Annotated in this window: 24 protein-coding genes; 6 read left to right on the top strand and 18 right to left on the bottom strand. The window is 67.3% G+C overall.

The window, feature by feature from the left end; all coding sequences use genetic code 11:
• Positions 1–127: 127 nt before the first annotated feature.
• The 3 genes from FAZ98_RS24055 to FAZ98_RS24045 all read right to left on the bottom strand — a co-directional run bounded on the left by FAZ98_RS24055 (position 128) and on the right by FAZ98_RS24045 (position 1,979).
• Positions 128–406 carry a BrnA antitoxin family protein gene (locus tag FAZ98_RS24055; protein WP_158954756.1) on the bottom strand — a complete coding sequence of 93 codons (279 nt, stop codon included), beginning with the start codon at positions 404–406 and terminating at the stop codon, positions 128–130.
• Positions 366–638: a BrnT family toxin gene (locus tag FAZ98_RS24050; protein WP_158954754.1), complete on the bottom strand. Its 273-nt coding sequence runs from the start codon at positions 636–638 to the stop codon at positions 366–368. Before FAZ98_RS24050 ends, FAZ98_RS24055 begins: the two co-directional genes overlap by 41 nt.
• Positions 639–782: 144 nt before the next feature.
• Positions 783–1,979 carry an HlyD family secretion protein gene (locus FAZ98_RS24045; RefSeq protein ID WP_407672134.1) on the bottom strand — a complete coding sequence of 399 codons (1,197 nt, stop codon included), beginning with the start codon at positions 1,977–1,979 and terminating at the stop codon, positions 783–785.
• A 321-nt stretch (positions 1,980–2,300) separates the two neighbouring features.
• Between FAZ98_RS24045 and FAZ98_RS24040 the strand changes: the two genes are divergently transcribed.
• Positions 2,301–3,269 carry an NADP-dependent oxidoreductase gene (locus FAZ98_RS24040; protein ID WP_158954752.1) on the top strand — a complete coding sequence of 323 codons (969 nt, stop codon included), beginning with the start codon at positions 2,301–2,303 and terminating at the stop codon, positions 3,267–3,269.
• An 18-nt stretch (positions 3,270–3,287) separates the two neighbouring features.
• Here FAZ98_RS24040 and FAZ98_RS24035 read toward each other — a convergent pair whose 3' ends face one another.
• On the bottom strand, positions 3,288–3,734 hold the full coding sequence (locus tag FAZ98_RS24035; RefSeq protein ID WP_158956459.1) for a CBS domain-containing protein: 447 nt from the start codon (positions 3,732–3,734) through the stop codon (positions 3,288–3,290).
• A gap of 190 nt (positions 3,735–3,924) precedes the next feature.
• On the opposite strand from FAZ98_RS24035, the gene FAZ98_RS24030 reads away from it, so the two are divergent.
• Positions 3,925–4,230 (top strand): hypothetical protein, encoded by a 306-nt coding sequence (locus FAZ98_RS24030; RefSeq protein ID WP_158954750.1) that lies wholly within the window; start codon positions 3,925–3,927, stop codon positions 4,228–4,230.
• A gap of 94 nt (positions 4,231–4,324) precedes the next feature.
• Here FAZ98_RS24030 and FAZ98_RS24025 read toward each other — a convergent pair whose 3' ends face one another.
• Genes FAZ98_RS24025 through coxB form a run of 4 tightly spaced genes read right to left on the bottom strand, consistent with a single transcriptional unit; the run spans position 4,325 to position 9,796 of the window.
• Positions 4,325–5,623 carry a c-type cytochrome gene (locus FAZ98_RS24025; protein WP_158954748.1) on the bottom strand — a complete coding sequence of 433 codons (1,299 nt, stop codon included), beginning with the start codon at positions 5,621–5,623 and terminating at the stop codon, positions 4,325–4,327.
• Complete coding sequence (locus FAZ98_RS24020; RefSeq protein ID WP_158954746.1) at positions 5,620–6,069, bottom strand: hypothetical protein; 450 nt, start codon at positions 6,067–6,069, stop codon at positions 5,620–5,622. The genes FAZ98_RS24025 and FAZ98_RS24020 overlap by 4 nt, the downstream gene beginning before the upstream one ends.
• A complete protein-coding gene (gene ctaD / locus FAZ98_RS24015) occupies positions 6,066–8,723 on the bottom strand; it encodes a cytochrome c oxidase subunit I (RefSeq protein WP_158954744.1) in 2,658 nt (885 codons plus the stop codon). Before ctaD ends, FAZ98_RS24020 begins: the two co-directional genes overlap by 4 nt.
• Positions 8,720–9,796: a cytochrome c oxidase subunit II gene (coxB, locus tag FAZ98_RS24010; RefSeq protein WP_407672133.1), complete on the bottom strand. Its 1,077-nt coding sequence runs from the start codon at positions 9,794–9,796 to the stop codon at positions 8,720–8,722. The genes ctaD and coxB overlap by 4 nt, the downstream gene beginning before the upstream one ends.
• Positions 9,797–10,109: 313 nt before the next feature.
• On the opposite strand from coxB, the gene FAZ98_RS24005 reads away from it, so the two are divergent.
• Entirely contained in the window at positions 10,110–10,313 is a 204-nt protein-coding gene (locus FAZ98_RS24005; protein WP_158954740.1) for a hypothetical protein, read from the top strand.
• A gap of 118 nt (positions 10,314–10,431) precedes the next feature.
• On the opposite strand, the gene FAZ98_RS35430 is transcribed toward FAZ98_RS24005, so the two are convergent.
• Together FAZ98_RS35430 and FAZ98_RS24000 are read right to left on the bottom strand one after the other, a co-directional pair.
• Positions 10,432–10,584, bottom strand: a complete 153-nt coding sequence (locus FAZ98_RS35430; RefSeq protein ID WP_199272439.1) for a DUF6496 domain-containing protein — start codon at positions 10,582–10,584, stop codon at positions 10,432–10,434.
• An 87-nt stretch (positions 10,585–10,671) separates the two neighbouring features.
• Positions 10,672–11,223 carry a type 1 glutamine amidotransferase domain-containing protein gene (locus FAZ98_RS24000; RefSeq protein WP_158954738.1) on the bottom strand — a complete coding sequence of 184 codons (552 nt, stop codon included), beginning with the start codon at positions 11,221–11,223 and terminating at the stop codon, positions 10,672–10,674.
• A 315-nt stretch (positions 11,224–11,538) separates the two neighbouring features.
• On the opposite strand from FAZ98_RS24000, the gene FAZ98_RS23995 reads away from it, so the two are divergent.
• On the top strand, positions 11,539–11,850 hold the full coding sequence (locus FAZ98_RS23995; RefSeq protein WP_158954736.1) for a hypothetical protein: 312 nt from the start codon (positions 11,539–11,541) through the stop codon (positions 11,848–11,850).
• Positions 11,851–12,050: 200 nt separating this feature from the next.
• Here FAZ98_RS23995 and FAZ98_RS23990 read toward each other — a convergent pair whose 3' ends face one another.
• Positions 12,051–13,457 carry a uracil-xanthine permease family protein gene (locus FAZ98_RS23990; RefSeq protein WP_158954734.1) on the bottom strand — a complete coding sequence of 469 codons (1,407 nt, stop codon included), beginning with the start codon at positions 13,455–13,457 and terminating at the stop codon, positions 12,051–12,053.
• A gap of 202 nt (positions 13,458–13,659) precedes the next feature.
• Between FAZ98_RS23990 and FAZ98_RS23985 the strand changes: the two genes are divergently transcribed.
• Positions 13,660–14,952: an FAD-dependent oxidoreductase gene (locus tag FAZ98_RS23985; RefSeq protein ID WP_158954732.1), complete on the top strand. Its 1,293-nt coding sequence runs from the start codon at positions 13,660–13,662 to the stop codon at positions 14,950–14,952.
• A 9-nt stretch (positions 14,953–14,961) separates the two neighbouring features.
• Here the strand turns inward: FAZ98_RS23985 and FAZ98_RS23980 are convergent, their stop codons facing one another.
• Positions 14,962–16,473 carry a CoA-acylating methylmalonate-semialdehyde dehydrogenase gene (locus FAZ98_RS23980; protein ID WP_158954730.1) on the bottom strand — a complete coding sequence of 504 codons (1,512 nt, stop codon included), beginning with the start codon at positions 16,471–16,473 and terminating at the stop codon, positions 14,962–14,964.
• A gap of 181 nt (positions 16,474–16,654) precedes the next feature.
• Between FAZ98_RS23980 and FAZ98_RS23975 the strand changes: the two genes are divergently transcribed.
• Positions 16,655–17,596 (top strand): LysR family transcriptional regulator, encoded by a 942-nt coding sequence (locus FAZ98_RS23975; protein ID WP_158954728.1) that lies wholly within the window; start codon positions 16,655–16,657, stop codon positions 17,594–17,596.
• A gap of 31 nt (positions 17,597–17,627) precedes the next feature.
• Here the strand turns inward: FAZ98_RS23975 and FAZ98_RS23970 are convergent, their stop codons facing one another.
• The 6 genes from FAZ98_RS23970 to zapE all read right to left on the bottom strand — a co-directional run bounded on the left by FAZ98_RS23970 (position 17,628) and on the right by zapE (position 26,481).
• Complete coding sequence (locus FAZ98_RS23970) at positions 17,628–20,009, bottom strand: bifunctional diguanylate cyclase/phosphodiesterase (protein WP_158954726.1); 2,382 nt, start codon at positions 20,007–20,009, stop codon at positions 17,628–17,630.
• Positions 20,010–20,128: 119 nt separating this feature from the next.
• Positions 20,129–21,037, bottom strand: a complete 909-nt coding sequence (locus FAZ98_RS23965; protein ID WP_158954724.1) for a LysR family transcriptional regulator — start codon at positions 21,035–21,037, stop codon at positions 20,129–20,131.
• Positions 21,038–21,083: 46 nt separating this feature from the next.
• Positions 21,084–23,162, bottom strand: coding sequence for a 2Fe-2S iron-sulfur cluster-binding protein (locus FAZ98_RS23960; RefSeq protein ID WP_158954722.1), 2,079 nt, complete (start codon positions 23,160–23,162; stop codon positions 21,084–21,086).
• Between the two features lie 41 nt (positions 23,163–23,203).
• Entirely contained in the window at positions 23,204–23,821 is a 618-nt protein-coding gene (locus tag FAZ98_RS23955) for a glutathione S-transferase family protein (protein ID WP_158954720.1), read from the bottom strand.
• A 150-nt stretch (positions 23,822–23,971) separates the two neighbouring features.
• Entirely contained in the window at positions 23,972–25,456 is a 1,485-nt protein-coding gene (locus FAZ98_RS23950; RefSeq protein WP_407672144.1) for a 3-deoxy-D-arabino-heptulosonate 7-phosphate synthase, read from the bottom strand.
• A complete protein-coding gene (gene zapE / locus FAZ98_RS23945; protein ID WP_158956457.1) occupies positions 25,453–26,481 on the bottom strand; it encodes a cell division protein ZapE in 1,029 nt (342 codons plus the stop codon). Before zapE ends, FAZ98_RS23950 begins: the two co-directional genes overlap by 4 nt.
• Positions 26,482–26,791: the final 310 nt, after the last annotated feature.

The following is a 26,791-nucleotide window of genomic DNA, read 5'->3' as shown; positions in this document are numbered from 1 at the left end:
CTCCGGTTCCCGTGCGCCGTGGGAACGGCGGTTCAGGTCGCGCGAAGGACAGCAAAAGTTGTTCCTTGCAAAGCGCCTTGACGGGCGGCCGGCGAGGTGTGGCCGGCGAGGTGCGGCCGGCCGGGGCTCAGATCGTGACTTCGTCCGGCGAGTGGGTTTTGAGCCAGTCGCGTACGGCGGCGTTCAGGCGCGACTGCCAGCGCGGCCCGGTGGCCTTGAAGGCTTCGAGAATGTCGTCGTCGAGGCGGATGGTGGTGGGCGTTTTGTTGCTGCCGGCCGGGCGCCCGCGACGAATGAGTTTGTCGCCGATATAAAAGTCGGCTTGCTCGAACCATTCTTCCGTGAGTTCGGGGGCGTCGTCCGGATCAACCGCTGTTTCGGGCGAAGTACGCAATTTCACGTTCATTGGCTTTTCTCATGCTGATGATGCGGCGCGCGTGGCCGCGTTGGGTCCAGACCACCACGACGACGCGTTGGTCGAGCAGACCGATCGTGAGATAGCGGTCCTCGCCGTAGTGCCTGCGAGCGTCGGGGCGCGTGTGATGCGGTCCCAGAAAGACTTCCGCGGCCCGGCCAAACTCCAGACCCCGCTCGACGAAAGTCCAGTCGCGCTTGTTTGCGTCGAACTCGATCTGCATTGCGAATTATTGTACTTACAAAAAATAGGGAAGACCACGAATTTTTGTAAGTACAATAATTCGAGTCATCCGGCCGCGCCAGTCGGCCGAATGTCCAGAAATATCGAGATGGGTATCGAGATGGAAGCGCGCCGGGCGCCGCGCTCAATGCCGCAAGTACACCGTTGGCACCACCGAAATCCCCAACGGCAACGGCTGGTTATTCGGCAAGCCGTCGTCCACGACGATCTTGACCGGCACGCGCTGTACGATCTTCACGAAGTTGCCGGTGGCGTTCTCGGCGGGGAACGCGGAGAAGCGCGAACCGCTGCCGAGCTGCACGCTGTCGACATGACCGTGCAACTCGAGATTCGGATACGCGTCCACGGTAATCTTGACCTTGTCGCCGGGACGCATGCGCGCGAGTTGCGACTCCTTGAAGTTCGCCGTGATCCACACCTGCGGCGTCACGATGGAAAAGAGCGAGGTGCCCGCCTGCAGGAAACTGCCGAACTGCACGTTGCGGCGCGTGATCCAGCCGTCGGACGGCGAGCGCAGGTCGCACCACGCCAGATTGAGCTGCGCCGTTTCCAGTTGCGCCTCGGCTTGCGCAACCTGCTCGCGGCGCGCCTCCACGGCCGCCACGGCCTGGCGAATCTGCTGCGGCACGAGGCTCGCCGTTTTCAATTGCGCCTTCGCGCTCATGACGTCCGCGTGCGAACTGCGTTGCTGCGCGGTGGCCGTATCCACGTTCTGCTGCGTCGTGGCGCGCGGGTCGACCGCGTGCTGGCGCTCGTAGTCGGCTTGCGCCTTCGCGTAGTTGGCGTTGGCGGTCTCGATCTGCGCGCGCGCCTGCTCGTACTGCGCCGGATATTGCACGCGCGCGATGTCGAGTTGCGCCTGCGCCGAGAGCAGTTGCGCCTTCGCGAGACCCAGTTGCGCACGCGCCTGATCAACCTGCGCCGCGTAGTCGCGCGGATCGATCTCGAGCAGCAGGTCGCCCTTGTGCACGTAGACGTTGTCGTTGATGTTGAGCTTCGTGACGTAACCGGACACCTTGGGCGCCATGGTGATGGCGTTGCCGTCCGTGTAGGCGTCGTCGGTGCTGATCTGATTGCGCGTGAGGAGCCACCAGATCAATGCGGCAATGGCGATCACCAGCACCACCAGGCCGAGAATGATGAGCGGCTTTTTGCCGGGTTTTTTGCGGTCTGCCGCCTCGCCGTTTTTTCCGCCGCTCTTGCCGTCGTTCGGCATGTCGTCCTCTTTCGACGATCGGGCGGCGTCGGTTTTGCGCGGCTTGCCGCGATGCCGGCGCGAGAATGCGCCGATGTCGTTCGGTGCGGCGCGCTCGTCAGCCATGTGCGGCTCCCGGCTGGCGGATCATGTCGATGGCGAAGGCCGTGGTCGACGCCGCGGCAAAATCAGGAGAGGTCATGCGGCGCTCGAATGAAGGCGGCTTCCTGGGGAAGGCGGTGAATCGAGGCGACGATGCAAGGCATCGGCCGGAAGCGTCTCGCGGGCGAGACGGCGCGTTGAGTTAGCAAAGCATGTGCCCATGGTCTAGCATGCCTGCGTGGCTCGCGCTTGCACGCGGGTTCGCCGATTGCGCGGCGCACGCCGTATGGCGCGGCTTTCAATCCGCTTGATGCCGCGCGTTGCACCAGGAAAAGGAGCCGCACGATGACCGCCAGTTCGCTGCCTCACACCATGCTCGCCTGGCGCGCCACGCGCTTTGGCGGACTCGACGCGCTGCGCCAGCTCGACATTCCGGTGCCCGAACCGCGCGCCGACGAAGTGCTGATCGAGATGCAGGCCGCCGGACTCAATCCCGTCGATCTGAAAACGCTGCAAGGGCACTTTCCACTCGTCAAGCAGGACACCTTGCCGCTCACGCTCGGGCGCGACGTGGCCGGCGTGATTGTGAAGCGCGGCGCCGATGCGCAGGCGTGGCCCCAAGGGGCGCGCGTCTGCGGCTTCATTGGCCAGGGCCAGGGCGCGCTCGCCGAATACGTGGTGGCGAGCGCGAGCGCGCTGGCGGGCGTTCCGTCGAGCTGCGCGATCGACGCCGCCGGTGCGTTGCCGCTTGCCGCGCTCACGGCGTGGCAAGGTCTGTTCGACTACGGCAAGCTGCAAGGCGGCCAGCGTGTGCTGATTCTCGGGGCCAGCGGCGGCGTGGGGCGCTTCGCCGTGCAGTTCGCGCGCCATGCGGGTGCGCAGGTCGTCGCAACGGCCTCCGCGCACGAGCACAGTGCGTTGCTCGCGCTCGGGGCAAAGGACGTGATCGACTACACGTCGCAGGATATCGAGGATATCGGGGACGAAGTCGATCTCGTGTTCGACCTGCTCGGCGGCGAAGCCCAGACGCACGCCTGGCCGCGCGTGAAGCAGGGCGGCGCGCTCGTGTCCACCCTCGACGAACCTTCGCAATCCGAAGCGTCGGCGCGGGGTGCGCGGGGCACGCGCTACACCGCGCGTCCCGACGGCGGTCAACTGGCGCAGATCGTCGAACTCGTGGAGCTGGGCGTAGTCAAGATCGAAGTCGTCGAACGCTTCGCCTTCGACGAAACCGCCAAAGGTTTCGAGCGACTGAAGAAGGGGCATCTGCACGGCAAGCTCGCCGTGCTGCGTCAGGCGCGCGCGGTGCCATGATGCGGCACTCGTGCCCGGCTATTCCTTCGGCTCTCCTGCCACGCGCCGCTGCGAAATATCTTCGAGTGTATTGATGACGTGTGCGCGTTGCGCCCCCGCGCAGCGCGTCGCGAAGTCGCCGATCGACACGGTGCCCACGATCTCGCGCTGCCGGTTCAGCACGGGCACGCGGCGCACCTGCGCCTCGGCCATGCGACGCTGCACGGTGTCGAGGTCCTCGTCTTCGAAGCAGCATTGAACGTTCTCGGTCGCGATCTGCTCGATCGCGTCGTGCGGGGCGCGCTGCAGGGCGAGCGCGCGAACCGCGAGATCGCGATCCGTCACCATGCCTACCACCCGCTTGCCGTCACAGACAGGCAACGCGCCGACGTCGTATTGCCGCATCAAACGCGCGGCGTCTTCAATGGTCGAGGCAGGCGCGATACGCACGATATCGCGCGACATGATTTCGCGTACCGGTGTCATGTTGGCTCCTTCGAAAGCGGGATTCAAGGCGTGTGGGCGCGCATCGCGCGTGCCTCGCGCGCGAGGTTCGAGGCGGTGTTCTGCGCGGCATGCGCAGGAATGCAAGGCACGCGACGTGCGGGTTACGGAATGACCGCGCGGGCGCTGCGCCCGCGGTTCTTTTTTTAACGCGACGATGAGGAAACCAGTCATGAAAGCACGTCACTACCTGATTACGGCAGTTACCACGCTCACGCTTGCGGCCTCTGGCGCCGCGCTCGCACAAGGTGCGGGCGGCGGCTCGGGTGGCGGTAGCAGCAGCACCGGAACCGGCACGGTAGGCGCGGGCGGCGCGGGTGCCAACGCGTATCCCGACCAGGCCGCATCGGGCACGGGTTCGACCATGCATAAGTCGAAGACGCACAGCATGCACTCGAAGTCGAAGGCCAAGAAGCCGATGAACGACACGACCAATACGCCGGGCGCCGACGCCAGCAGCGACACGAAGGGCCAGTAACGCGGGTCATTAGTTAGCGATGCCAGGGAATGGCGCGACAAGCAGGACGTTTGTCGCGCCATTGTTGTTTGCGCGTGGCGTTGCGCCGGAACGATCAGCGACGAAGCGCGGCGCGCAGGCGCGTGACGTCGGCGGCGGCCACGGGCGGCGCGTGATTGCCCCACGCGCCCCGCACGAAACTCGCGAGTTGGGCGACTTCGCCGTCGGTGAACGATGCGCCGAATGCGGGCATCTTGCGCGGCTCGCCGCCGCCCGCCGTCGCGGGGCTCGCGCTGCCTTCCAGGATCAGGCGCAGCAGGCTCGTGGCGTCCCGCGAAAGCGCGAGCGAACTGCCCGCGAGCGGCGGCGCCTTGCTTTGCGTGCCGTAGCCGTCGGCGCCATGACACTTCGAGCAGAACTGGAGATAGAGGCCGGCGCCGGGCCGCGAGGGCATGCCGCGGCGCAGGCTGGCCATCGTCGCGTTGCGCGCGGCCGGGGTATCGGCGTAATCGCCATAGGGTTCGCGTGCCGGCAGCGACTTCAGATACACGGCCACGGCATGCAGGTCGTCGTCGCTCATGAATTGCGTGCTCGCGCTCACCACGGGCGCCATCGCCCCAAATGCGTAGGCGCGGTCGTTGTGGCCGTCGCGCAGAAACGTGGCGATCTCGTCCTCGCTCCAGCGTCCGAGTCCGCTGCCCGGATCGCCCGTGAGATTGGGCGCGTACCAGTGGTCGACCACGCCGCCCGTGAGATAGAGCGGGCTGCGTTCCGTGTAGCCCATTTCGTCGTAGGCCGGGCCGCGCGGCGTGTGGCAGGCGCCGCAATGTCCGAGCCCTTGCACGAGCCACGCGCCGCGATTCCATTGCGCGGAGCGCGCGGGATCGGCTTCGTAGCGGCCATGCCGCGCAAAGAAGAATCGCCAGATCGACAGCGCCCAGCGCTGGTTGAACGGGAACGGCAAACGCGTCGCGGGCGCGGCGTTCGGCACGGGCTGCACGCCGTACATGAAGTACTGATAGAGCGCGTTGACTTCACTGCCGTCCAGCGCCGCAAACGACGGATAAGGCATGGCGGGATAGAGCCGCTTGTCGCCGGGGGCGACGCCACGCTGCACGGCGGCCGCGAATTGGGCGGGTGTGTACCGGCCGATGCCGTGCTGCGGATCGGGCGTGATATTGCTCGCGTAGATCGGTCCGAACGGCGAATTCACGGCCACGCCGCCCGCGAACGGCTCGTGCTGCGCAGAGTCGTGGCACGAGGCGCAGTCGCCGGCCTTGGCGAGTTTTTCGCCGAGCGCGATTTGCGCGGCGTCGGGCGGCGGCTTCGTTTGCGCGAAGTCGTCGTGGTGTTGGCACGCCGCGAGCAACGTTAGTGTGGCGGCGTAGAGCACGGAGAGGGCGCGCCGTTTCATGACAGTGCCCCGCAGAGCCGTTCGAGCGGCAACGCGAACAGCACGCAGATCGTGAACATGAGCGCGACCGTGAACGCAATGGCGACGGCCGTGCCGCACCACGCGAGAAAGCGGAATGTTTCGCGCTGTGGCGCGGCGAAGCGCGTGGCCTCACGCAACACGCGCCGCGCGGCGAGCGCGCCCGCCAGGGACAGCGCAAACGCGAGCGCAGAGAAGACCGCGAGCGTCCCGTGCACAACGCTCCACGATTGCGCATTGCGTTGCACGACGCCACCCGTGCAGGTGGTTGCTGCGAGCCACTGGCAGAGCAGCACGTGAGCCGCCCACACCAGCGGCACGCCCAGCAGTGCGAACCCCACGGCGACACGCTGCGCGCGCGTGGGCGCGGCGGATCGGGAGCCGGATTCCGGTTCAGGTGCGGGAACGTGAGCGGGCGGCGACATCATCGGCCTCGCATTCCGTACGGGGAAAGATAAAGCACGGCGAAGATGAAGAGCCACACGACATCGACGAAATGCCAATACAGGCCGCCGATGGTGAGCGCGGCGTCGCGGCGCCCGTCGAAATAACCGCGCGCGATCCAGAACGCGAGGCAGGCGAGCATGAGCACGCCCGCGATCACGTGCGCGAGGTGAAAACCGGTGAGGGTGAAATAGAGCGAGCCATAAAGATTCGAAGCGAGACCATAGGGCCGCGCGCGCCACTCGAACCACTGGATCGTCACGAAAGCCACACCGAGCGCGATGCCACCCAGCATCGCAGTGAACGCGGGCCACTTGCGCGCGCGCCGCACGAACCATCCCGCGAGCCAGACGAACACGCTGCTCGCGAGCAGCAGCGCCGTATTGATGCCGCTGATGCCGAGCTTCGGCAGGCCTTCGGGCGGCCAGGGCTGCGCGCTTTGCGAGGCGAGATAGAGATACGAAAAGATCAGGTATCCGAACAAGGCAGCTTCGGTCACGATGAGCGTGAGCACGCCCCACCAACCGCCCGCATGCTCGCCCGCGCTGCCCACGGGTAATGCGAGCGTGTCGTGCTCGCTGTGGCGTGAAGCGTGCCGGGTATCGGTGGAATCCGCGGCATCGGCGGCATCGCTCTGCGCGTGCGCCGGGAACGGTTCGCGCTGGCCGAGCGCGCGCTGCGGCCACATCCACGCGAGCAATGCGAGCGCGCAGACGATGGCGGCGAGCGCGGTGAGCATGGCCGAATGCAGCAGCACGCCGACGAACACCACGGTTGCGGCCACGCCCAGCACGAAGGGCGAATAGGCGTCCGCGGGCATCTTGAGGATCACGTCGGGTTCGCCCCCGAGCGGCGTGACGCCGAGCGCTTCGCGGCCGCGATGCAGCAGATAACCGGGGCGCGGCGTGTTGTCGTTGGCGTCGGCCCAGAGCGGATCGCGCGACCGCACGCTCGGCAGGATCGCGAAGTTGTACGGCGGTGGCGGCGACGAGGTCGACCATTCGAGTCCCGCCGCTTGCCACGGATTCGCGCCCGCGCGCGCGCCGCGCTTCGCGCTCACAAGCGCGTTGCCGATGAACATCGCGATGCCGATGGCGAACACGAACGCGCCCACGCTCGTGAGCAGATTCGCGGTGTCCCAGCCCATGTGCGCCGGGTAGGTGTACACGCGGCGCGGCATGCCGAGCAGCCCGGAGATATGCATCGGAAAGAAGCCGAGATTGAAGCCGGCGAACAGCACCCAGAAGGTCCACTTGCCGAAGCGTTCGTGCATCATGCGGCCCGTGAATTTCGGGAACCAGTACGCGATGCCGCCGAGCACGGGAAACACGTTGATGCCGAGCAGCACGTAGTGCAGATGCGCGACCACGAAATAGGTGTCGGTGAGTTGCCAGTCGAGCGGCACGGCTGCCGTCATCACGCCCGACACGCCGCCCACGGTGAACATCAGCACGAAGCCCGCGAAGTAGAGGAAGGGCGTCTTGAACACGGGCTTGCCGGTCCAGATCGTGGCGATCCACGCGAACACGGCAATCGCGCTCGGCACTGAAATCACCATGCTGGCCGCGCCGAAGAAAGCCAGCGCGAGCGGCGGCAAGCCCGTGGCGAACATGTGATGAAGCCACACTTCGAAGCCGATCAGCATGGTCGCCACGGTCGAGAGCGCGACGGCGGCGTACGCGGCAATCGGGCGGCGGCAGAACGCGGGCAGCGCCTCGGAGACGATACCCATGGCGGGCAGCACGACCACGTAGACCCACGGGTGCGCGAAGATCCAGAAGAGATGTTGCCAGAGCAGCGGGCGGCCGTCAGCGGACGTGTCGAAGAAGTGCGCGCCCGCATTGCGGTCGAGCCAGAGCATGAGGAACGCGAGGCTCACCGAAGGCACCGCGAGCAGGTTCGCGCACGACGCCGTGAGCGTGCCCCACACGAGGATCGGCAGACGCGCGATCGACATGCCGCTCGCCCGCATGCGCAGGAACGTGACGACGAAGTTGGCCGCGCCCACGGTCGTGGAGATGCCGAGCAGCACCATGCCGAGCGCGTAGATGTCGATGTTCGGGCCGGGGTCGTAGGTCGCGGAGGACAGCGGCACGTAGTTGAACCAGCCCGCGTCCGGACCCTGGCCGCGCGGAAAGCTCGCATAGAGCAGGATGCCCGCGCCCAGAAAGAGCCAGTACGAGAGCGCGTTGAGGCGCGGAAACGCCATGTCGCGCGAGCCGAGCACGAGCGGCCACAGATAATTCGAAAAGCCGCTGAGCACCGGCAACGCGTAGAGAAAGATCATCGTCACGCCGTGCATCGTGAAGAGCTGATCGTATTGCTGCGGCGTGAGCAGCGTCTCGTTCGGCCGCGCGAGTTGCGCGCGCATGATGAGCGCCTCCACGCCGCCGAGCACGAGAAACACGAACGCTGTGACGAGATAGCGCAGGCCGATGGTCTTGTGGTCGACCGTGGAAAGCCAGCCGCGCCAGCCGGGGCGCGTTGCCCAGATCGCGGCGAGGCGGCGCTCGGCTTCGGCGTCGAGCGGCGCGGTGGCGGTTTCGGGCACGCGCGAGAGCCGCCCGGCGCGCGGGCGGCGCGGCAGCGCGGCGCGTGCGGGCCCGTTGGCGGAAGGCGTGGTCGGAAGGTCGTTCATTGCAGGGTGTCCATCCATGCGCCCAGGTCGTGCGTTTCATCGGGCGTGAGCACGATGTTCGGCATCAGCGATTCCGGCTTGATCTGTTGTGCGTGCGCGACCCAGTCGAGCCGGTTCGCATGCGTGTTGACGAGCGTGCCCGCGCCCAGCCAGCGGCGCGAGGCGAGATGCGTGAGATCGGGGGCCTGCGCGCCGCTCGAGAGCGAACCGCGCACCGCGTGGCACGCGGCGCAGTGCACGGCGAACACGTGCTCGCCGCGTTGCGCTGCTTCGTTGTCCGGCGCGGTCACGAGATGCGCCTGGGCGTCGAGCCAATGCGCGAAGTCGTCGGGCGATTGCGCGATGACTTCCATCGCCATATGCGCGTGCTGCGGCCCGCAAAACTGCGTGCATTGGCCGCGCCAGATACCGGGCCGGTCGGCTTGCAGCCACTGACGATTCACCTGGCCGGGAATCGCCTGGGTCTTGCCCGCGAGCGCGGGCACCCAGAACGCGTGAATCACATCGGCGCTTTGCAGCAGGATCCGCACGGGCTCGCCGGTGGGAATGTGGATCTCGTTGGCGGTGTTGAACGGCAGACCCGAGGGGCCGATGTAGGTCACTTTCCACCACCAGTCGTAGGCCGTGACCTGGATGGTGAGCGCGGGCTCGCGGGGCGGTTCGGCAACGGCGGCGAGCACGCGCAGCATGGCCACGAGCGCACCGAGCAGCAGCAGCGAAGAGACGATCGTTCCCACGAGGACGATGCGATTCGCGGTGACGTCACGGGTGGTTGCCGCGGGATCGGCAACGTTGCGTTTGCGCCGCATCGCGAACCCCAGCAAGCCCGCGATCACCACGCAGACGCCCGCGCACAACGCCGCGAGTGCCCAGTCGAGCACGCGCACCGGAGCGGCGGCGGGACCCGCGCTATGCAGGAAATAAGCGAGCGGAGTCGCGGACTCCCGCAGGTCTTGTGCGCGGCCGATGGCGGCGAAAGCGCCCAGGGAAATGCCCACCGCAACGCGTGCCACTCGCCCCGGCGAGCAGCACGGGCGTAACGCGCGCGGCACGCGAGACTTCACGGCAGCCAACGCCAACGTTCCCGCGACAAAGGCGCGCGTGACGGCGCGGTGGCGGGGCGAGCGCGTGACATGGAAGAGTCTCCTTGGGGCGAGGCAAGCGGGGAAAAGCCAGGTGTTTTCAAACCTTATCGGGGCTACGCGCGCATTCTTCGTGCCCGATATTAATGCGGATTGGCCGGATCGCAGCGCGAAACGGGCGGTATGTCGATTGCGCTTTGCAGATCGACTCGAAGACCACTACCGCATGGTGCAAGGGCCCGTACCCGAGGCGGGCATGCAGGCGCAGTGAGTGTTTGCGAACGATACCGAAAGGAGAACCGACATGACGCCACTCCACTATGATTTGCTCCGACGCGACGTGCATTTCGACATCGCCCATTTCGATCTGACGGCAATGACGGCTGCACAGAAACCCGCCGAAGGCGACGACGGCGCGCAACCGGATCGCGAGGGGGAAACGCACCCCGACCCGAACGAAGGGCTGCCCGAATTGCCCGATCCCGTGGAGGTAGGCGAAGACGGCTGAGCGCCGGGCGCAGACGCCGCGTTGAAAATCACGCGATAAAAAGCGCCGCCAGATGATGGCGGCGCTTTTTCTATCGGCAATCGGGTTGGCAAATTAAGGTGGCAAATTAAGTGGCAAATTACTTGTGACTTTTCTTCGGGATTTTCGCCCCTGATTTACGTGCCTGATTGAGTGCGATCGCCACGGCCTGCTTCTGCGACTTGCCTGCCTTCACTTCCGTTTTGATGTTCTTCGAGATCGCTTCGCGAGTTTTTCCTTTGCTGAGCGGCATGATGGATCTCCTGATCGAGACTGATCGAACAAAATGCGGCGTGCGCGCATCGTGGCCCGCACGCCTCGCGCATCACGGCCTCGCGCATCACGCGGCGCGCGCCGCCGAAAGCGTCGAGATCAATTCCGCGTTGAACGCCGGGAGATCGTCGGGTTTGCGGCTCGTGATGAGATTGCCGTCGTGAACCATCTGCTTGTCGACCCACTTGCCGCCCGCGTTGCGAATGTCGTCCTGGAGCGTGGGCCAGCTCGTCATCGTGTGACCCTTGACGATGCCCGCCGAGACCGGCAGCCAGCCGCCGTGGCAGATCACGGCGATCGTCTTGTGCGCGTCGTTGGCGGCGCGCACGAACGCCTGCGCTTCGGGAATCACGCGAATCGCGTCGCCGTTCACCACCCCGCCGGGCAGCACGACGGCATCGTAGTCGTCGGCGCTCGCGTCGCTGAACGTGCGATCGACCTTCACTTTGCTGCCCTTGTCGACGTGCTTGAAGCCCTGAATCTCGCCGCGCTTTTGCGAGACGATCTCGACTTTGGCGCCCGCTTCGGTGAGCGCGCGCTGCGGCTCGGTGAGTTCGGATTCCTCGAAACCATCGACGGCAAGAATGGCGACCTTGCAGTGTTGGAGTGAGTTGGCCATGGCGATTTCCTCCGTTAAATGAGTGTCAACGTTGAACGGCAACTTCGTGGTCATCGTCCCGCAAGACGGATGCCGCGCATCGCACGCAATATCGGCTGATGTCGGGGCGCGAAGGGTGCCTTGGCATTGGGCGCCTGGAAGCCGCGCTCAGCGATGCCCTGGCGCGGTATGGCGCTTGCGTGATGAACGAGGCGTGGGGCGTGGCGAAGCACCAGCGCCACGCCGCAGTTCCATCCACCCGAACTCAAGGAGATCGACATGAACGGATCGATGAAGCGTGTGCTGGCAGGGGTCGCTCTGGCGACGTGTTCCGCAATGACGTTTGCCCAGTCCGCGGGCGGCGCGGGCGGCGGCGCGATGGGCGGTAGCAACGGCGTGGGCGCGGGCGGCGGCACGGCGGGCGGCGCGGGCGGCGTGAACACCGCGCGACCGGCGCAGAACATGAACGGCGGCGCGGACAGCGGCTACGGCTCGCCAGGCACGGCGGCCATGGGCGGCGGTGCGGGCACGGGAACGGGCGCGGCGCCGGCTCCCGCGCGGGGCTCGTCGATGCGGGGCAACTCGACAATGTCGCCGAACGGCACCATGAACAACGGCACCATGAATGGCGGCAGCAACGGTCAATGAGGGGCGATGAGGGCGCCTCGTTCGCCCAGGTAAGTTTGCCACCTGGCGTGGCCTGACGGAGTGGTCTGACTACCGGTTGATTCGGCATCCGAAACGATGTTGCCGGATCAGCCGGTTTGATTGTGTATCGACATCTCGCTTCAGCGGGTCGCGCGCCATGGTGTATCAGGCCATGACGCGCGCCATCGTCCGCCTGCTTCTTAGCGCTTTTCGGGCAAGAACCAGTTCATCAGCAGCGCGCAAATGCCGCCGGTTGCCACGCCCGATTCGAGCACGTTCTTGAGCGCATGCGGCAGGCTCACGAGAATTTCAGGCACCTGCGAAACACCCAGACCCAGTGCCAGGGAAACGGCGATGATGAGCAACGCCCGGCGGTCGAGCCGCGTGCCCGCCAGGATATTGATGCCCGATGCCGCCACCGCGCCGAACATCACCATGGCCGCGCCGCCGAGCACGGGCTCGGGCACCGCTTGCAGTACGCCCGCCACGGGCGGAAAGAGACCGAGCACCACGAGCATGGCCGCGATCCAGAGGCCTACGTGACGGCTCGCAATGCCAGTGAGCTGGATAACGCCGTTGTTCTGCGCGAACACCGAACTCGGAAACGTGTTGAACACGCCTGCGAGCAGTGAATTCGCGCCGTTCACGAGCACGCCGCCCTTGATGCGCCGCATCCACAGCGGACCTTCCACGGGTTGCTTCGAGATCTTGCTGGTCGCGGTCACGTCGCCGATGGCTTCGAGCGAGGTGACGAGATAAATGATCAGCATCGGCACGAACAGCGCCCACGAAAAACCGATGCCAAAGTGCAGCGGGGTCGGAATCTGAAACAACGCGGCTTCGCGCGCGCCGGTGAAATCGAGCCGCCCCATCAGGCCCGCGACGAGATAGCCGAGCGCGAGCGCGATCACCAGCGCCGTGCTGCGCACCCACACCACGGGCACGCGGTTGAGCACGACGATCGTGCCAAGCACGAGGCAAGACAGCGTGAGGTTCTGCACGCTCGCGAAATTGCCCTTGGCGATGGCGCCGTAGCCGCCGCCCATGCTGATCAGGCCGACCTTGATGAGCGTGAGCCCGATCAGCAGGACGACGATGCCCGTCACGAGCGGCGTGATGAGCCGTTTCACGAACGGCAGGATGCGCGACACGCCCATTTCCACGAACGAACCGGCGATCACCACCCCGAAAATCGCCGCCATGACCGTTTCGACCGGCGTGCCTTGCTTCACCATCAGACTGCCGCCCGCGATGAGCGGCCCCACGAAGTTGAAGCTCGTGCCCTGCACGATCAGCAGACCGGCGCCGAGTGGGCCGAAGCGCTTGCACTGCAAAAAGGTCGCGATGCCGGAAATCACGAGCGACATGGAGACGATCAGCGTGGTGTCGCGGCTCGACACGCCGATCGCCTGGCAGATCAGCAGGCCGGGCGTGACGATCGGCACGAGGATCGCCAGCAAATGCTGAAGCGCGGCCACGAAGGCGACCGTGGGCGCGGGGCGGTCGTCGGGACCGTAGACGAGGTCGTGGACCGGTTCGCTGTTGTGATCGCTGTCGTGATCTTGAAGGGCGGCGGGCTGGGTGGTGCGGGAATCGGGGGCTTGCATCGGGAAGCGGCGGATGAGCGAAAACGAAAGAAAGGCGGGATTTTAGCGGATGGGCGCAGGCGGGCAGGCGCCTGAGCGATTCGGCACGTCACGGAAATCGCCTGCCGTTGCCGCGCGCTGACGAAATTTCATCACGATTCGCGTTGAGCGCCTCGGGCGCGCGGCCTATCGTGAAGCCATGTTCGGCCATGAGGAGCGCAACATGACGCAACGGGCGATGGCGATCGTCGGCGCGGGACACGTGGGCGGACGCGCCGCGCAGGCGCTGCGCGAGGCCGGGTGGCAAGGACGCATCGTGCTGGTGGGCGCCGAGCCGCACTGGCCGTACGAGCGGCCGCCGCTCTCGAAAGGCCTGCTCACCGGCGAGCGCGCGGCGCAGCAATGCGCGTTGCGCGCGCCGCAGGCCTGGCGCGACGACCATATCGAGCGCCTGCATGCCCGCGTGCTCGCGCTCGACCCCGCGCGGCGCACGCTCACGCTGGACACGGGCGGCATGCTGGCCCACGTCGCCCACCTGGACTACGAAGCGCTGCTGCTCGCCACGGGTGGCCACGTCCGGCGGCTCGCCGTGCCCGTTTCGGCCGCGGCGAGCGCTCGCGTGCTGTATCTGCGTACGCTCGACGACGCGGCCGCCATCGCGCCACGCCTCGCGCCGGGCGCGCGCCTCGCGGTCGTGGGCGGCGGTTTCATCGGCCTCGAAGTCGCGGCGTCGGCGCGTTCGCGCGGTTGCGAAGTGACGGTGATCGAAGGCGGCCCGCGCCTGCTGGGCCGCGCGGTGCCCGAGGCACTCGCCGCGCAGGTCCACGCGCTGCACGCGCGTAACGGCGTGCGCATCGTGCTGGGAGCCGCCGTGCAGGCGATCGAGGCGCACGCGAACGGCGCGCTCGCGGTTTTGCACGGCAGTGGCGAGTCCGCCGATTCGGTCGAGGCCGACACGGTGGTGGTCGGCATTGGCATCGAGCCCGCCGACGAGATCGCGCGCGCGGCGGGGCTGGCGGTGGAGCGCGGCATTCTTGTCGACGAAACCTTGCAGACGTCCGCGCCCGGCATCTACGCGGCCGGCGACGTGGCCGTGTTTCCGAGCCGCTTCGGTGCGCATCGCCTGCGCCAGGAAACGTGGCACAACGCCGAAACCCAGGCGCGCGTGGCCGCGCACAATCTGCTCGGTGCGCGCGAGGTATATCGAGAATTGCCGTGGTTCTGGTCGGACCAGTACGACCATCAGCTGCAGGTGGCGGGCGAGCCCGCGCTGGCGCGGCAGACCGTGGTGCGAGCGCTCGACGGCAACACGCAGATCCGCTTTGATTTCGCCGATGAGCGCCGCGCCGGCCATGACGGCCACGTACCGCGCCTGGTTGCGGCGAGCGGTTTCGGTCCAGCGAATGCCCTCGCGAAAGAGATGCGCGTGGCGCGCATGCTGGTGGAGCGCGAGGTGACGGCGGCGCCCGCCGTGCTGGCGGACGCCGCCGTCAAGCTCAAGAGCCTGCTCGCGTGAGCGCGAGCATCACTTCGCCACCGGCATCGTGAACTCGGCGCCCTTCTCGGTGCTCTCGGGCCAGCGCTGCATGATGGACTTCTGCTTCGTGTAGAAGCGCACGCCTTCCTCGCCGTACGCGTGCATGTCGCCGAACAGGCTGCGCTTCCAGCCGCCGAAGCCGTGCCACGCCATCGGCACCGGAATCGGCACGTTGATGCCCACCATGCCCACTTCGATCTGGCGGCCGAACTCGCGCGCCACGTTGCCGTCGCGCGTGAAGCACGCCACGCCGTTGCCGAACTCGTGATCGTTGATGAGTTGCACGGCTTCGGCAAAGTCCTTTGCCCGCACGCACGCGAGCACCGGTCCGAAGATCTCTTCCTTGTAGATGCGCATTGCGGGCGTGACGTGATCGAACAGCGTGCCGCCCGTGAAGAAGCCGTTCTCGTGGCCGGGCACGCTCAGGCCGCGCCCGTCGACCACCAGCGTCGCGCCTTCCGCCACGCCCGTGGCGATATAGCCCTCGATACGCTCCAGCGCCTGCTGCGTGACGATCGGGCCCATTTCGGCGTCGGCTTCCATGCCGTTTTTCACGATCAGCGCGCGGGCGCGTTCGGCGAGGCGCGGCACGATCTTGTCGGCGACGTCGCCCACCAGCACGGCCACCGAGATCGCCATGCAGCGCTCGCCCGCCGAACCGTAGCCCGCGCCGATCAGCGCATCCACGGCTTGCTCGATGTCGGCGTCGGGCATCACAACCATGTGGTTCTTCGCGCCGCCCAGCGCCTGCACGCGCTTGCCGTGCTTCGCGCCGGTTTCGTAGATGTAGTTCGCGATGGGCGTGGAGCCCACGAAGCTCACGGCCTTCACGTCGCGATGTTCGAGCAGCGCGTCCACCACGATCTTGTCGCCCTGCACGACGTTGAACACGCCGTCGGGCAGGCCCGCTTCCGTGAGCAGCTTCGCCATGAACAGCGAGGCCGACGGATCGCGCTCGCTCGGCTTGAGCACGAACGTGCAACCCGCCGCGAGCGCGACCGGGAACATCCAGCACGGCACCATGCACGGGAAATTGAACGGCGTGATGCCCGCCACCACGCCCAGCGGCTGGCGCACGGTCCAGTTGTCCATGCCCGTGGAAACCTGTTCGGTGTAATCGCCCTTGAGCAACTGCGGAATGCCGCAGGCGAATTCGATCACGTCGATGCCGCGCGCGACCTCGCCCTGCGCGTCGGCGAACACCTTGCCGTGCTCGGCCGTGATGATGGCGGCGAGTTCGTCCTTGTGGCGGTTCATCAGTTCGAGGAAGCGCAGCATGACGCGCGCGCGGCGAATGGGCGGCGTGTCGCGCCATGCGGGGAACGCGGCCTTCGCGGCGGCGACGGCGCTATTCACGTCGGCCGCTTCGCCCAGCACGAGCCGGCGCGCCACGGCGCCCGTGGCCGGGTTGAACACGGCCTGCGTGCGGTCGCCCGCGCCGCGCGCGATCTTGCCGCCGATGTAATGAACCACGTCCGCCGAATCGGTATAAGCCTGCATGTCCTCTTCTCCTCGTGTGCAAAATCGCGTGAGCGCAATGTCGTGACTCGCAGTGTACGAAGCGCGCGAGCGCTGGCAAAGCCATGGGCGCTGAATTGATTGTTTGCCGATGTGAACAATCGCCGGTTCTAGCGGTGAAAGATGCTAGTATCGAGCGCGATTTCAGCGAGGACTATCACCCGTGGATACGCAGCGAATCGAAGCACTCTGGACGCATCTGCACTGGCTCAACGTGCTTGCCGCCCAGGGCAGTTATACGGCGGCCGCCGCGCGGCTCGGCGTGAGCAAGGCCGCCATGAGCCAGCGCATCGCGGAACTGGAGCGCGTGGCGGGTGTCGCGCTGGTGCAGCGCACCACGCGCAGTGTGCGCTTCACGGAGGCGGGACAGCGTCTCGTGGAGGAAACCCGGGCGGAATTCGACCGCATTGCCGAGAGTTTTGCGAGCGTGCGCGAAATGGCCGACGTCGCGCGCGGCACGGTGCGCGTGACCGCGCCGGTGGCGTTCGCGCGGCAGCAACTGGTGCCGCGTCTTGCGGCATTCTCGCGGGCGAATCCCGAAGTGCGCGTGCAGCTCGAACTCTCCGACCGCCTCACGTCCATCGCGAGCGAAGGCTTCGATCTGGCGATCCGCCATAGCGCGCAGGTGCCCGAAACGCACGTGGCCTGGAAGTTGTGCGAGACGCGTTCGGTGATCGTCGCGACGCGCACGTACCTGAAACAGCGCGGCACGCCGCAAAGCCCCGACGACCTCGCGCAGCACGACTGCCTGTTTTATCCGCGCAGTCTCGGGGCGGCGCAGTGGTCGTTCGAGAAACCCGGGCGCAAAGCCGATAGAACCCGCGTGAGCGTGACGGTCAACGGCCCGTTCTCGGCGAACAACAGCGAGGCGTTGCGCGACGCCGCGCTCGAACATCTCGGCATTGCGCTCTTGCCCGACTTCAGCGCGCAGGCTGCGTTGCACGCGAACAAGCTGGTGGTGCTGCTGCCGGACTGGCGCCCCGTGGACGCGTTCGCCTCGCAACTGCACGTGGTGAGGCCGTACGGCGCGCAGGTGCCGCGCGCCGTGAAGCGCTTTGCCGAATATCTGCGCGCGACCTTCAAGGAAGGCTTCCCGCTCGACTGATCGCGCAGTTCGAGCGAGGATCAGGCGCAAATCAAGCTGCTTCCGGCCACGGCAATTCCGGCGAGGCCCAGTCGAGTTCGGCCGCGAGCAGGATCTGTTCGCCGTGCATCTCGATGGCGATCGAGGCGATGATGCACAGGCAATGCGTGAGCGGCGAAAGCATCGGGCCGGAGTAGATCGCGCGGCCCTGTTTGCGCGCGGCCTTCCAGAAGAACGCGCGATGATCCCAGCGGCCGTCGAGCGTGCCCGTGCTGACCGAGCGGCCGTCGTTCACGCACGCGTTGGCCGCGCCATGGGCCTCGTACAGCGCGGGGCGCCCCAGCGGCCCCAGCGCGAACACGCGCACGCACAAGGCGCCCGCGCGCAACTCCTCGAGCGCGCCGGCGAAGGGCATGCCGGCCCGCACATGCGCGGCCGCCTGCGCGAGCGTGTCCAGCAGCGGCTGCATCATCATGTCGAAGCGGCACATGCGCACGCTGCGCGATTCGGCCACCACGTCGAACGCATGGTCGATACGCGCCGGCGCGAGCGCGGGCGGGCTGAGCGAAGCCGTGGGCCGGCCGAGCAGAAAGCCTTGCACGATGTCCACTTTCGACTCGACGGTGAGCACCAGTTCCTCGGTGGTTTCCACGCCTTCCACGACCACGGCGATGTCGGCCTGATGCAGCAGCATCACGAGGTCGCGCAGCAGCGGCCGGCCCGAGCGCCGGTTGCGCGCGCGAATGAGTTCGCCGTCGAGTTTCACGAGGTCGGGCTGAATGCGCAGCAGCCGGTCGAGATTCGAATAGCGCGCGCCGAAGTCGTCGACGGCGATCAGGAAGCCGCAATCGCGATAACGGTTGGCCGCGAGCGAAAGCGCGTCCGGGCTCGCATCGTCGGATTCGAGCAATTCCAGCACGATGTTGCGCGGGTCGAGCCCGGCTTCGTCCGCCATGCGCGCGAGTTCGTTCTCATAGCCCGCGCGCACGAAGGTGGACGGCAGGATGTTGAGGAAAAGCCGTGCGCCCGCGGGCAGTCGCCCGCTCGCGTTGCGCAGATGGCAGGCGTGCGAGAGCACGTCGAGTTCGCCGAGTTCGGCCAGCGTGAGTCCGGCGAACAGCGTGGCGGGCGCGACCAGGTTGCCGGCATCGTCCTCGCCGCGCAGCAACGCTTCCACGCCCACGAGCGTTTCGCGCGGCAAGCTCCATAGCGGCTGGAAATGCGAGACCAGCGTGGCGTTGCGCCAGCGCGTGGGCGTAGCGGCTTCTCGTGACGCATCGTGCGGCGGCGCTGCGAGCGGCGCGAACGAGGCCAGCGTGCTCGCAGCGCCGGAGGATGCCGTGTTGCGGACGGGCACGAGCGTGCGGCCGCGCTCGAACGCCACCTGGTTGCGGCCGGCCTGGCGCGCGCGGAACAGCGCTTCGTCGGCGCGCTCGAGCAGCGAGGCGATGGTGTCCTCGGGCGTGAGCCGCGCGGCGCCGATGCTGGCGCTCACGTAGCCGTCAGGACGCGGCACGCGCGCGATCGCGGCGCGCATGGCTTCGGCGAATTCGGCGGGGGACGTCAAGGCGTTCTCGTCGACGAGCACGACGAATTCCTCGCCGCCCATGCGCGCGCTGAGCGCAGGCACGGGCGCCGTTTCGACGATCGCGTTCGCCACGTTTTGCAAGGCCTTGTCGCCCGCGCCGTAACCGAATTGCTCGTTGATCGACTTGAAGAGATCGACGTCGATGAGCAACAGCATGAGGCCGTGCTTCGCGCGCTGGCTCGCTTCGACACGCGCGGTCGCGGCATCGAGAAACGCGCGGCGATTCTTCACGCCGGTGAGCGGGTCGGTGTCGGCGCGCGAAGTGAGTTGCTGTTCGAGCTGGAAATGGCGATAGCGAAAGCGATAAAAGCCGAAATGAAACACGCACGCGGTCATGAACGAAATGGCCACCCAGACGAGAAAGATCGCCTGACTCTCGGGCTGGCCATGCAGGCCGAAAAAGAACGGCAGCGTGGCCGCGTAATAGCAGATCGAGCCGGTGATGAAATGCGCGGGCGTGAGCCACAACGGTGCGGCGCAGACCATGATCGCCACCACGGCGGGCAGCATCCACGCGAGCGGATTGAGTGTGCCCGCAACGAGTTCGTTGGCCGCCATCTGCATGATGACGACGTAACACACGCCCACGAGGCCGAATTGCGCCGTGGTGTGCGTGCGCGGAATGGCCATCACGAGCAAGGCGAGACTCACGAGCGCGGTGACGCTCACGGCCAGCGGAAACGGCGCGGCCACGAGCGTCGCGCGGGCGACGGCGAACAGCACATACGCGCCGATGGACAGCATCATCGTGCCGAATGACAGCGGCCGCTGATGATCGAGCGAGCGATCATGAAAACGTTTCCGGTCGCCTTTGGCGATCGCAAAAGGGAAAACGGTGGGCCGCATGGACGCGCTCCGACGACTTGTCAGACGAAATGGCGCCCAGTATAGCTTTACGAAAGCCGGACGGGGAGGCGCGGGTTAGGAAGCGCTCGCTTCAGGTCACGCCCGCACCTTGCGCGTCCTCAGTCCACGGTCCAGATCGCGGCGCTCGCTCGCAGTCTTTCGATGGCGAGGTCGAGAAAGCCGCGCACTTTCTGGTTCACGTGCCGTCCTTCGCGATGAATCACGTGCACGGGCCAGGCCGGGAGTTCGTAGTCGGCGAGCACGATCTCGAGCGTGCCGTCCTTGAGTTCCTGCGGAATCTGGTACGACGCCACGCGCGCGATGCCCACGCCTTCCATCGCGGCGGCGATGGCCGAATCGTTGGTCGTGGTGACGAGGCGCGGCTGGATGGGCACGGTCGTGGTCTTGCGGTCGACGCGAAAGCGCCATTCGGGAATATGCGTGAGCGCCGTGGCCTGAATGGTGACGTGGCCGTTCAGGTCCTTCGGGTGCGTGGGCGTGCCATGCCGGCGCAGGTAGCCGGGCGAGGCGCACAGCACGCGGCGCACCTTGCCCACCGCGACGGCCTGCAAGGTGGAGTCGGGCAACTCGCCGATCCGGACGGCCACGTCGGCGCCTTCGTCCACGAGATTGACCACGCGGTCGAGAAACCAGCAATTCGCGCTCACGGACGGATAGCGCGAGAGATATTCGGCCACCACGGGCATCACGTACAGCTTGCCGAACAGCGCGGGCGCGGTGACGGTGAGCTGCCCGCGCGGCGTGGTGTTCGCGCCGGCCGCCGAGGACTCGGCGGTTTCGAGGTCGGCGAGAATGCGGCGGCAGTCTTCGAAGAAAGTTGCGCCCGCATCGGTCACGCGCACGACACGCGTGGTTCGCGTGAGAAGGCGCACGCCCAGGTGTTCCTCCAGTTCGGTGATCAACCGCGTGATGACCGAAGGCGAGACGCCGAGCTTGCGCGCCGCCGATGCAAAACCCTCCGTTTCCACGACGGTCACGAAGGTGGTCATTGCCTGAAGTCTGTCCATGGGTCGAATAGTAGCATCGGCGTTCGGCGTGCCGTGGCACGCGCGCTTACAGGTCGAGCATCAAACGCCCGCCACCCTCGCCACCCGCTTCGGCTTGTGCGGGCACGGCGCAGCAGATCAGCGCTTCGTTCTCGGGCACGGCGAACGCCGGCGGCGTGGGGTACGCCACCGCGCCCGCCACGATGCGCGTGCGGCAACTTCCGCAACCCCCGCTGCGGCAGCCGAATTCGGGCGTGAGGCCGCGCGCTTCCGCGAGTTCGAGCAGCGTGCCGCTTTGCGGGTGCCAGCGCGCTTCCTTCGCCGTTTTCGTGAAGACGACGGGCACCGGTGCGCTCGCGGCCACGCGTGGCGGTGGGCTGCTGGCGGTGGCGGGGTCGCGGCGGCGCTCGAGTCCCGAAGGGCCGAACGCTTCGGCATGAATGCGTTCGTCGGCGATGTTGAGGTCGCGCAGGCCGTCGTAAATCGATTGCATGAACCCTGCCGGCCCGCAGAGATAGAAGTCGTAATCGTCGAAGGGTAGCGTGTTGCGCAACAAGGCTAGGTCGATACGGCCGGTTGATTCGTAATCCTGAGATTCGGCGGCAGCGCTCGTGTCGGACAAGACCCGCACCACGCGAACCGCGCCGTTGGCCGCCTGCTGGAGTTGCGCGATTTCGTCGGCGAAAGCGCGCTCCCGCAACGTGCGGGCAGACTGCAACAACCACGTGGGCCGCACCGCGCGCTTGCGCAGGCCTTCGTACACGATATGGCGCAGCATGGCGAGCATGGGCGTGATGCCCACGCCCGCGGCGAGCAGCACGGCGGGGCGCTTCGCGAGCGCGTCGAGCGTGAATTGCCCGGCGGGGGCGCGCGCCTCGATCGTGCCGCCCACCGCCAATGTGTGCAGATACGACGACACCGCGCCCTCGCGCTTCACGCTGATGCGATAGAAACGGTCCGATGGCGCGGTCGAGAGCGTGTAGTGGCGCAGCACGGGTTGGTCGTTGCCGGGCAGCGTCACGCGTATCGGCAAGTGCTGGCCGGCCGCGTGCGCGATGAAACCGGCGCCGTCGGCGGGTTCGAGATGGAACGAGCGGATCTGCGTGCTTTCGTCGACGATCCTGGCGATGCGGAACGGCCGCCACGCGTTCGCCAATGCGGCGGCCTTGAGGCGGCTTTGTGCTTCGTCCCAGCTTCCCGTCATGAGCGCGTTCGGCGACCAGCCTTCGGTCTGGAACGACCAGCGCAGCGGCAGCGCCTCGGCGCGCCAGATCACGCGGCGCGGCGTGAAGTGCCACAACCGTTCCGCGCCCTGAAATGCGGCAATTTCCGCCGATTCCAGATCGACGCGCGCGTCGCCCGTCATTTGCAGCACGTCGCCGGTGCGGAAGTCGACGAACGCGAGACCCGCACGCGGATTGAGCAGAAAGTTGCCGAGCGTGGCGAAGAACAGATTGCCCGCGAACTCGGGAACCGTGAGTGTGCCGTCGGCGTTGATGCGCACGAAGCCGGTCTTGCCGCCGCGATGCGAGACGTCCACCTGGCGGCGCGCGGCTTCGTCGGCATATGAGGCCACGAAAAACGTGTCGGCGTGTGCGATCAGCGTGCGCGCGCGTTCGTCCAGCGCGTTCGATGCCTCGGGCGCGATGGCGGAAAACGTCTGCGGTTCGCGCGCGAAATCGAAATCGCGCAACTGGATATATTGCGGGCAATTGCCGAAGCTCTGGCCCACTTCGATATCCAAACCGTCCGGCGTTGCATGGCGGATCGTGCCGTTCATGCGATTGCGGCGGCGCGTGTGCAACTCGATGCCGAGCAGACCGATGGCCGCGCCTTCGGCAATTCCGCTGGCGGCCGGATCGTGCGGATCGAATCGCGCCGCCAGATGCAGATGTTTCGTGCTGGGGGAGGCGATGAAGCCCGGCCGCCCGCACGCGAAGGTGGCCCACACGTCGCCATCCCGCGCCACGGCGCCGACGGCGATAAAGGGCAGTTGCGCGTAGAACGCCCGGTGCTGCTCGGGCAGATAGTCGCGTATCACGCGCCGCCCGACGCTGCTCATCTTTTCCACCACACCCGCCTGCGTTTGCAGCGCGAGTTCGCCCGCATGCCACGGCGAGCCGGTTTGAATCGATTCGGCATCCATAATAATGTCCTTGCGAGCGGGGCGGGCGGCGAGCGGCGAGATCAGGCGTGGGCGGCGAGACCCACGGGCGTCTTCACGAACTCGACGAAACCGGGCAGCGCTTCCATGCGGCGCAGCCATGCCTGGACCTGCGGGTAGTACGAGAGATCGACGTTGCCTTCGGGCGCGCGGGCGATATAGCTATAGAGCGCGACATCGGCGATGGTGGGATGCGCGGCCGTGACGAAGTCGTGTTGCGCGAGCGTGTCGTCGATCAGTTTCAGCACGCGGTGCGCGCGGGCGATCACTTCCTCCGCGTTGAACTTCGCGCCGAACACGTTGATCAGGCGCGCGGCGGCGGGCCCGTACGCGATCTCGCCCGCGGCCACGGAAAGCCAGCGCTGCACGACGGCTTCGTGCTCGGGCGCTTGCGGCAGCCAGCTCGCGTTGCCGGATTTGCGCGCGAGGTAGACGAGGATCGCGTTCGAGTCGGCAATGGCGGTGTCGCCGTCCACGAGCACGGGCACCTGGCCGAACGCGTTGAGTTCGAGGAATTCGGGCGACTTGTGCTCGGCCGCGCGCAAGTCGACTTCGACCAGTTCGTGCTGCATGCCGAGCAGCGAAAGGAACAGCCGGGCGCGATGCGAATGGCCGGAAAGCGGGAAGTGATAGAGCTTCATGATGGTGTCCTCGGTTCACGCGACGGGACGGCCCCGTCACTCGAGTACGCAGTGTAAGAAGCGCGGGCGCCGCATAGAATCCGCCGCGGCGAGAATTGATTATTCTCGTTACGAGAATAGTGGCGCGGATCGGCCTTCCTCAGGCTTCCCTCAGGCTTCCGGCATGGTCTCGGCGGCCGCGGCCGCGAGATCGTCGGCATGGACCATCAGGCCGCGCACGCGGTCGAGCATGGGATATTGATCGCGCACCGTGGCCCAGCGCGGCGAAGCGAGCAGGTCGCGCCACACGTCGTGGAGCAGCGCGGTGTCGGGCGTGCGGCCCTCGGCGATGGCGCTCGCGAACGCGAGGCTCGCGGGCGCCGAGAGCAACTGCATGCGGCTCGCTGCGCCGAGCAGGCGCGGCGCGGTTTCGGCGGCCGCGTCGGAGCAATAGAGCACGGTGTCGCGTACGGCGGCCGCGTCGGAGCAATAGAGCACGGTGTCGCGTACGGCGGCCTCGCCGGTGGACAGTGCGTGGAGCGCGGCGCCGTTCAGGCGCACGGCGCCTTGCCGCGTGTCGAACGCATAGGTCTCGTGCGCGCGGGCGTGCGCGAGCAGGCGCAGGCCACGCAGCAGTCGCGGGAAATCGGTCGTCGCGGCGTCGATGGAGGCTTTCGCCTCAACGAGCAGGCACACGTCCCACACGCCGGCGGCCTCGCCGGCACGATGCGTATCGGACGTATCGGACGTATCGGACGTATCGGCGCGCCGTAGCAGCACCGCGTCCCATTCGCTTTTCGCGCGCTCGGCGCTGGCGGGAATCGCGGCCGGCACGCGCATCGACGTGACCACGCGGTAGCGCCCGCGCTCGCCTTCCGCCGCGTCGAGCCGCGCCGCCAATGCGCTCAGCGCCTGCGCGGCCAGCGCCTCCACGGCCGCGCCGCGCTGCTGCGAAGCGGAGCCTTGCGCCATGGCGTCGGCGCTGCCGGGGCGCGGTCCCTGGCGGTCCCAGAGTGCTTCGTACTGCTGCACGGCCGCGTGGGTGGCGAGCGTGTTCAGGCGTTGCAGGCGGGGCAGCGCGGGATTGTCGACGAGGCGCGCGAGGCCGCGTTGCAACTCGCTCTCGTGCGCGAGGTCGGGCAGCGCGAACAGGGCGCGCGCGGCGGCGTGCAAGGCGGGCCACGCCATCGCTGACGCGCTCGCCTGCACCTGGGCGAGCGCCTCGCGTTGCGCGGTATCGGCGATGCGCGCCAGCCGCGCGGGATGCGCGATCGCGTTCACGTTCGCGTAGATCGAACGGCGGTCCTGCTCGGCATGCGCGGAAAGCGACGCGTATTCGCGCACCCGCACGTCGCGATGACGCAGCAGCATCGCCTGAAACACGGTGTCGTCGCGCAGGGCTTCGCGAATCAGCGCCGCGAGCGCGGCAACCCAGGTTCGTTCGAGATGCGGGCCCGGCGCCTCGTTGCGTGCGAGCGCGCGGCGCGCGTGCTCGATCGCTATCGCCAGTACGGTGGCGGGCGGTGCGCTGCGGGTGGGCCGCGTGTCGTGCGCGTCTTGCTCGTCTGTTGGCGTGTCGAGCGGCGGCAGCCGATAACGCCGCGCGGTGCTGCGCAAAATCGCGGCGAGCAACGGCGCGGCCGGCATCGCGTTCAGTGCCCCGTTGCCAGCGCGTAGTCGCGCGACTGCATTTCCGCGAGACGGCTGGTGGTGCGCGAGACGTCGTGCGCGCCCTCCAGGCCTTCGAGCGCCGCGCGCACTGGTTTGTCGGCGGCAATGTAAAGCGCGCGCCGGTGCTCGTAAAGAATGTCGACGAGCCACACGAAACGCTGCAGCACGTCGCGGCGCGCGAGCTGCGCCGTGTCGAGGCTGTCGACGATCACGCCCTGCCAGCGCTCGGCGATCGCGAGAAAGTCCAGATGCGAGCGCTGCGCGCCGCACAACGCCTCGAAATCGGCCCAGAGCAGGTGCTTGCCCGCCGCCGTCACGGGCAGCAGGCGTCCCGCCACTTCCACCGTGGCCGGATGCACGGCGGCCTGGGTTTCGTGCGCGCGATAGATCGCCCAGAGCGCCTCGCGCGTGCCGTCGAGCGGCGCGAAAAAACGTGGCTCGGCGGCGCGTTCGCCGTGCTGCCGGTAGTCGCGCGCGCCGTCGAAGGCGATCACGGCGAAGTGCTGCTCGATCAGCGCGATGGTCGGCTCGAAGCGCGCGTGAAACTCGGGGTCGGGCAGCAAGTCCTGCGGCCGGTAGTTCGAGGTGAGCACGATGCGTGTGCCGAGCGCCAGCGCCGTTTCGAGGAAGCGGCCGATCAGGAACGCGTCGGCGATATCGTGCACGTGGAATTCGTCGAAGCAGAGCAGCTCGATGCCGTCGAGCCACGCGCGCGCGACATCGCCGAGACGGTCTTCGCTGGGCGGCGCCTGCACCACGCGGCGGTTCACGTCGCGCATGAACGCGTGGAAATGGAGGCGGCGCTTCGTGCACGGCGCGAGCGCGAACAGGGTGTCGACGACGAGACTCTTGCCGCGCCCCGGCAGCCCGTGGCAATACACACCTTGCACGCCTTGCGGGCCGGTGCCGTTGAGCAGCGCGTCGAGCGCGGCGATGGCGCGCCGCTGGCTGGCGTCGGCGACGATGTGTTTCGCGGCCAGCGCGCGGTCGATGGTGGAAGCGTCGAACATGCGGGAAAGACGGTTGAGCGGAGGCAAGCCGGGCGAGATGCCGCGCCGCGCGCGCGAGACGCGCAGCCGGCCCGTACGCCAGGGCAGGCAGGCCGGGCCTCGCGCACGGGCGCCCGAAGCGATCGCGCCAGTGTAGCAGGGCACCTCGCGCGCGCCGGGCGGCGATCGACATGTAATGTGGATGAAAGCCGTGCCGCGAAGGGCTGCGAAATCCTGCGAAGTGCCGCGAAGGCGGCCACGAAAACGTTCTCGCCGTCACAAAACTTAAAAGCGGCCTCGCTATGCTGGGCCGTCGCTCAGCCGCCGCCGT

The sequence above is a fragment of the Paraburkholderia acidisoli genome, from assembly GCF_009789675.1.
GTDB lineage: Bacteria > Pseudomonadota > Gammaproteobacteria > Burkholderiales > Burkholderiaceae > Paraburkholderia > Paraburkholderia acidisoli.
The sequence above is the reverse complement of the archived record's forward strand: the minus strand, read 5'-3'. Positions and strand labels throughout refer to the sequence as shown.

What these genes read in the sequence shown, in the direction of transcription:
- FAZ98_RS23995 (WP_158954736.1), top strand. Translation starts at nt 11,539, where the DNA reads ATGACGTTTGCCCAGTCCGCGGGCGGCGCGGGCGGCGGCGCGATGGGC.
- FAZ98_RS35430 (WP_199272439.1), bottom strand. Translation starts at nt 10,584, where the DNA reads ATGCCGCTCAGCAAAGGAAAAACTCGCGAAGCGATCTCGAAGAACATC.
- ctaD (WP_158954744.1), bottom strand. Translation starts at nt 8,723, where the DNA reads ATGAACGACCTTCCGACCACGCCTTCCGCCAACGGGCCCGCACGCGCC.
- FAZ98_RS24055 (WP_158954756.1), bottom strand. Translation starts at nt 406, where the DNA reads ATGAACGTGAAATTGCGTACTTCGCCCGAAACAGCGGTTGATCCGGAC.
- zapE (WP_158956457.1), bottom strand. Translation starts at nt 26,481, where the DNA reads ATGTTCGACGCTTCCACCATCGACCGCGCGCTGGCCGCGAAACACATC.
- FAZ98_RS23960 (WP_158954722.1), bottom strand. Translation starts at nt 23,162, where the DNA reads ATGGATGCCGAATCGATTCAAACCGGCTCGCCGTGGCATGCGGGCGAA.
- FAZ98_RS24005 (WP_158954740.1), top strand. Translation starts at nt 10,110, where the DNA reads ATGACGCCACTCCACTATGATTTGCTCCGACGCGACGTGCATTTCGAC.
- FAZ98_RS24040 (WP_158954752.1), top strand. Translation starts at nt 2,301, where the DNA reads ATGACCGCCAGTTCGCTGCCTCACACCATGCTCGCCTGGCGCGCCACG.
- FAZ98_RS24025 (WP_158954748.1), bottom strand. Translation starts at nt 5,623, where the DNA reads ATGAAACGGCGCGCCCTCTCCGTGCTCTACGCCGCCACACTAACGTTG.
- FAZ98_RS23980 (WP_158954730.1), bottom strand. Translation starts at nt 16,473, where the DNA reads ATGCAGGCTTATACCGATTCGGCGGACGTGGTTCATTACATCGGCGGC.
- FAZ98_RS23990 (WP_158954734.1), bottom strand. Translation starts at nt 13,457, where the DNA reads ATGCAAGCCCCCGATTCCCGCACCACCCAGCCCGCCGCCCTTCAAGAT.
- FAZ98_RS23985 (WP_158954732.1), top strand. Translation starts at nt 13,660, where the DNA reads ATGACGCAACGGGCGATGGCGATCGTCGGCGCGGGACACGTGGGCGGA.
- FAZ98_RS24045 (WP_407672134.1), bottom strand. Translation starts at nt 1,979, where the DNA reads ATGGCTGACGAGCGCGCCGCACCGAACGACATCGGCGCATTCTCGCGC.
- FAZ98_RS23955 (WP_158954720.1), bottom strand. Translation starts at nt 23,821, where the DNA reads ATGAAGCTCTATCACTTCCCGCTTTCCGGCCATTCGCATCGCGCCCGG.
- FAZ98_RS24020 (WP_158954746.1), bottom strand. Translation starts at nt 6,069, where the DNA reads ATGATGTCGCCGCCCGCTCACGTTCCCGCACCTGAACCGGAATCCGGC.
- FAZ98_RS23970 (WP_158954726.1), bottom strand. Translation starts at nt 20,009, where the DNA reads ATGCGGCCCACCGTTTTCCCTTTTGCGATCGCCAAAGGCGACCGGAAA.
- FAZ98_RS24050 (WP_158954754.1), bottom strand. Translation starts at nt 638, where the DNA reads ATGCAGATCGAGTTCGACGCAAACAAGCGCGACTGGACTTTCGTCGAG.
- FAZ98_RS24000 (WP_158954738.1), bottom strand. Translation starts at nt 11,223, where the DNA reads ATGGCCAACTCACTCCAACACTGCAAGGTCGCCATTCTTGCCGTCGAT.
- FAZ98_RS23965 (WP_158954724.1), bottom strand. Translation starts at nt 21,037, where the DNA reads ATGGACAGACTTCAGGCAATGACCACCTTCGTGACCGTCGTGGAAACG.
- FAZ98_RS24030 (WP_158954750.1), top strand. Translation starts at nt 3,925, where the DNA reads ATGAAAGCACGTCACTACCTGATTACGGCAGTTACCACGCTCACGCTT.
- FAZ98_RS24035 (WP_158956459.1), bottom strand. Translation starts at nt 3,734, where the DNA reads ATGACACCGGTACGCGAAATCATGTCGCGCGATATCGTGCGTATCGCG.